This window comes from Algibacter sp. (assembly GCF_049667265.1).
Lineage (GTDB): Bacteria > Bacteroidota > Bacteroidia > Flavobacteriales > Flavobacteriaceae > Algibacter_B.
Map to the genome: position 1 here is coordinate 1 of NZ_JBATHX010000488.1, position 3,471 is coordinate 3,471.

The window sequence follows — 3,471 nt, forward strand, 5'->3', positions numbered from 1 at the left end:
AAGAGGTTTTGAGATTACTACAGCAATAATAACCGCTAATATAATTCTGGGTATGGCTTGGATTATTTCATCGGTAACCTGTCCTGTTTTTTTTATGGTTGAAACAATATAGCGGTCTAAATTAAAAATAAGTAAACCCCAAATGAGCCCAAAAAAAATAGAAGCATATAAATTATCGAATACGGTATATAGAGCATAGCTAGCTGCAATAAAAGCCATAAGTGCCGTGAAGAAAACGGTTGCCCCAATACCAGCATATTTATTTTGTTCACCAACGGAACAATTTTCGAGAATATCGGTATCTGCCCCGGAGCAGATGATAAAAAAGCGCTTTAACATAATGTGATTGATTTTTGATTGATTGACTATTAGAACGCTAAAGTTGTGTATTTGTTACATAATTTACATAAAAAGACCTCACAGATTTTAAAACCTGTGAGGTCTAATTTTTTTATAAGGTATTAAAGTTGTATTGGCGCTTTTTGAATTTTTACTGTTCTAACACCGTTAGTTGTTTGAGATGATATGTTTAAATCCTTATTGTGTTTTAGAATTTCTATAGCCTTATCCGACGAGATTTTATCATTTTCATAGTAAAAAATGGCTCCTTTTTTTGCCATGTCAATAACATGATCTAAGGGTGATTGAGGCTCTGGTGGAGGAGGAGGCGCAGGGATTTCTGAGACTTCACCTCTGTTTACTTTGGGTGGAGCTGGTGGTTCAGGGATATCTGAAACCTCCCCTTTGTTCACTTTTGGTGGCGCTGGTGGCGGAGGCGGGCAATCTGGAAAAGGTTCCGCATTTGCTTTTTGCTTTTCTGACATTAAACCATAGAGGTATTCTAAACGTTTTACATCTTTTAGTTTAACCACACGCTTATTTTGGGGTTGTGCGTTGTATTTTTTTGCTAGGGCATTATACTCTTCAACTTGTGCTTTGGTTGCTTGGTCTTGGGTGATAATCTCATTTTGAGAATGTTCAAATTCAATATAATTTTTGCTACTAAAGCTAAAAATTAAAATGGCTAATAATGGCAGAAGAATTAGACTTCTGAACCAAATGACTGTTTTTGATGTTTTTGTTTTCATAACTGTAAAACGTTTTTTGATTAATGAATAATTAATGGCATTTGCCATTGGAATATCAGCGGCATTTGATGAGAATGCCAAAAGTAATTGCTGATATTTTTTTGTGTTAAATCCTGAATTTATAACTGTTTGATCGGCTAAAAACTCATGATTTAATTTGATGTCTTTTTTAAGAAAGTAAAATAATGGATGAAACCAAAAAACGACTTGAAGCATTTCAATAAATAGAATGTCTAAAGCATGTTTTTGATTGGCGTGTGCCTGCTCATGAAGTATTACTTCTGCTGGAATTAAGTTGTTTTCATAATCCTTTTTATTTAAAAATATGTAATTGAAAAACGTGTGTGGAAGAATTAAATCTTGTAATAAAACGTTGATGAATTTTTGGTTTCTATGGCTTGGATTAGATTTTATTTTTTGAAATAATTCAAGCAAATTTTTAATAAATCGAAATAAAAATATAACCATGCCTAAAACATAAATACTCCAGAGTATGAATGGAAGGAATTCTAAAAGTGAATTGTTTTCTGAAGCTTCTAAAATGGTAAGGTTGAAGTCTTGATTGGTTGCGAAATTAGTAGCTTGGGCTTCTACATATTCCGTAAAAGTGATAAACGGAATGCCAATTGAAATTATTAAAGCTCCAATTAAATAAAAACGTTTAAATGTATGTGCGCTCGTTTTTTCTAAACAAAGTTTGTAGAAAAGCATAAAGGCTGCTAAACAGGCGCTCGATTTTAATAGAAATAAAAGCATAACTATTTGTTTTTAAGTTCACTATCAATTATAGTTTTTAAATCTTCTAACTCAGCTTTAGTTAGATTAGTTTCTTTTGTGAAAAAAGATGCAAATTGCGAGGCGCTATCGTTAAAAAAGTTTTTAATAAGTCCGTTTACATGCTTAGAGAAGTAATCTTTCTTTTTAACTAACGGATAATATTCTCTGGAATTACCAAAACGCTTATAATCTATAAACCCTTTGTCTGCCATCCGTTTTAAAAGCGTTGCTATGGTTGTATTGGCTGGTTTTGGTTCTGGATAAGCATCTAGTAAATCTTTCATAAACCCTTTTTCGAGCTTCCAAAGATGATTCATGAGTTCTTCTTCAGTTTTTGATAATTGCATGTTCTACAAAATTAGAATGTTCTCTACAAATGTAGAACAAAAATATATATTCTACAAGTGTAGAGGTGAAATATTTTACTTTTTTCTAGATCTCAAGCTTTCAATAATAACCGTTGCCAAAATTAAAGTGCCGCCAATATAAGTATTGAGCGTTGGGATTTCGTTAAGGAAAAAAAAGGCGATAATTATCCCGTATATAGGTTGTGCACTGGCAATAATACTTGCCGTACTGACCGAAAAATATTTAAAACTACTAACAAATAAAGAATGACCAATGGCTGTGGTTACTAAAGCTAATAGAATTATATACGGATATTGGGTGGTAATGTTGCTAGTATCTTTTATAAAGAGAAATGGAAGCAAAAGGATGGTTAATAAAAATGTTTGGTATAGCATTAAAGCAGAACCATTATAAATAGCAGCAGATTTTTTGAGCATTAAATTTCTTAGCGCAAAAAAGAATGCTGAAAGGATGCCGAAAAGAATCCCTTTAACTTGATTACTTTGAAAATTGAACTCTGGAGCCAAAATATAAATGCCAAGTAAAACCATTAGTGCCAAAACAATATGCATTGAATTTAGCTTGGTTTTAGTGAAAAGCGGCTCGATAAAGGCGGTTATTACAGGAAACGTAAATATAGAAAGCATGCCTAATGCCACGTTTGAAAGTTTTAAGGCATAGAAATAGGTTATCCAATGCAAGCCAAGTAAAACAGAACTGAAAAGGATGGTTGAAAAATCTTTTTTTGAATGAATTTTAAGGTTAAACTTTTTGTATTTACAAAACAGGAATAGAAATATGGCCCCAAGTGCACAGCGCCACCAAATAATAACTTCGGTTGGCATACTTATAAATTTTCCTAAGGCGCCAGATGTACTGATTAATACGGTGCCAATTGTGAGTTGTAAAAGTTGGTTGTTGTGCTGGTTTTTCATTGTGAGTTACTAACTTGCGTTAGGGATTGAAGGATTTGTTGAAGCTCCCCGACGCAGGAGGGAGCGACTCCTGAAAGCCCGACTTTTTGTGATCCTGCAAGGTTTTGTAAACCTTGTAGGTATGAGCAAAAAGTAACGCTCGAAAAACTATTTAGAAAATTCTGTGAAATATTTATAAAACAACGGAATGGTTTCGATGCCTTTTAGGTAATTCCAAATTCCGAAATGCTCGTTTGGTGAATGAATGGCGTCACTATCTAGACCAAAGCCCATTAAAATGGTTTTGCTTTTCAATTCTTGCTCGAAAAGCGCTACAATGGGTA

The 3,471-nt window shown here is 33.4% G+C and carries 4 protein-coding genes and 1 pseudogene; all 5 read right to left on the reverse strand.

The annotated features are described in order from the left end of the window. Positions 1-339 (reverse strand): DUF4407 domain-containing protein (locus WBN21_RS16610; RefSeq protein WP_424202265.1); only part of this gene is annotated, 339 nt, incomplete at its 3' end. Positions 340-461: 122 nt separating this feature from the next. Further along, positions 462-1,844, reverse strand: a complete 1,383-nt coding sequence (locus WBN21_RS16615; RefSeq protein WP_424202267.1) for a M56 family metallopeptidase — start codon at positions 1,842-1,844, stop codon at positions 462-464. A 2-nt stretch (positions 1,845-1,846) separates the two neighbouring features. Next, positions 1,847-2,212 (reverse strand): BlaI/MecI/CopY family transcriptional regulator, encoded by a 366-nt coding sequence (locus WBN21_RS16620; RefSeq protein ID WP_424202269.1) that lies wholly within the window; start codon positions 2,210-2,212, stop codon positions 1,847-1,849. 75 nt (positions 2,213-2,287) lie between these two features. Then, positions 2,288-3,148 carry a DMT family transporter gene (locus tag WBN21_RS16625; protein ID WP_424202271.1) on the reverse strand — a complete coding sequence of 287 codons (861 nt, stop codon included), beginning with the start codon at positions 3,146-3,148 and terminating at the stop codon, positions 2,288-2,290. A 147-nt stretch (positions 3,149-3,295) separates the two neighbouring features. After that, a pseudogene (locus WBN21_RS16630) lies at positions 3,296-3,471 on the reverse strand (peptidase dimerization domain protein); the annotation flags it as partial.

Bases quoted from the DNA above. Each gene is read 5' to 3' on its own strand.
- WBN21_RS16620 (WP_424202269.1), bottom strand. From the start codon at position 2,212: ATGCAATTATCAAAAACTGAAGAAGAACTCATGAATCATCTTTGGAAG.
- WBN21_RS16625 (WP_424202271.1), bottom strand. From the start codon at position 3,148: ATGAAAAACCAGCACAACAACCAACTTTTACAACTCACAATTGGCACC.
- WBN21_RS16615 (WP_424202267.1), bottom strand. From the start codon at position 1,844: ATGCTTTTATTTCTATTAAAATCGAGCGCCTGTTTAGCAGCCTTTATG.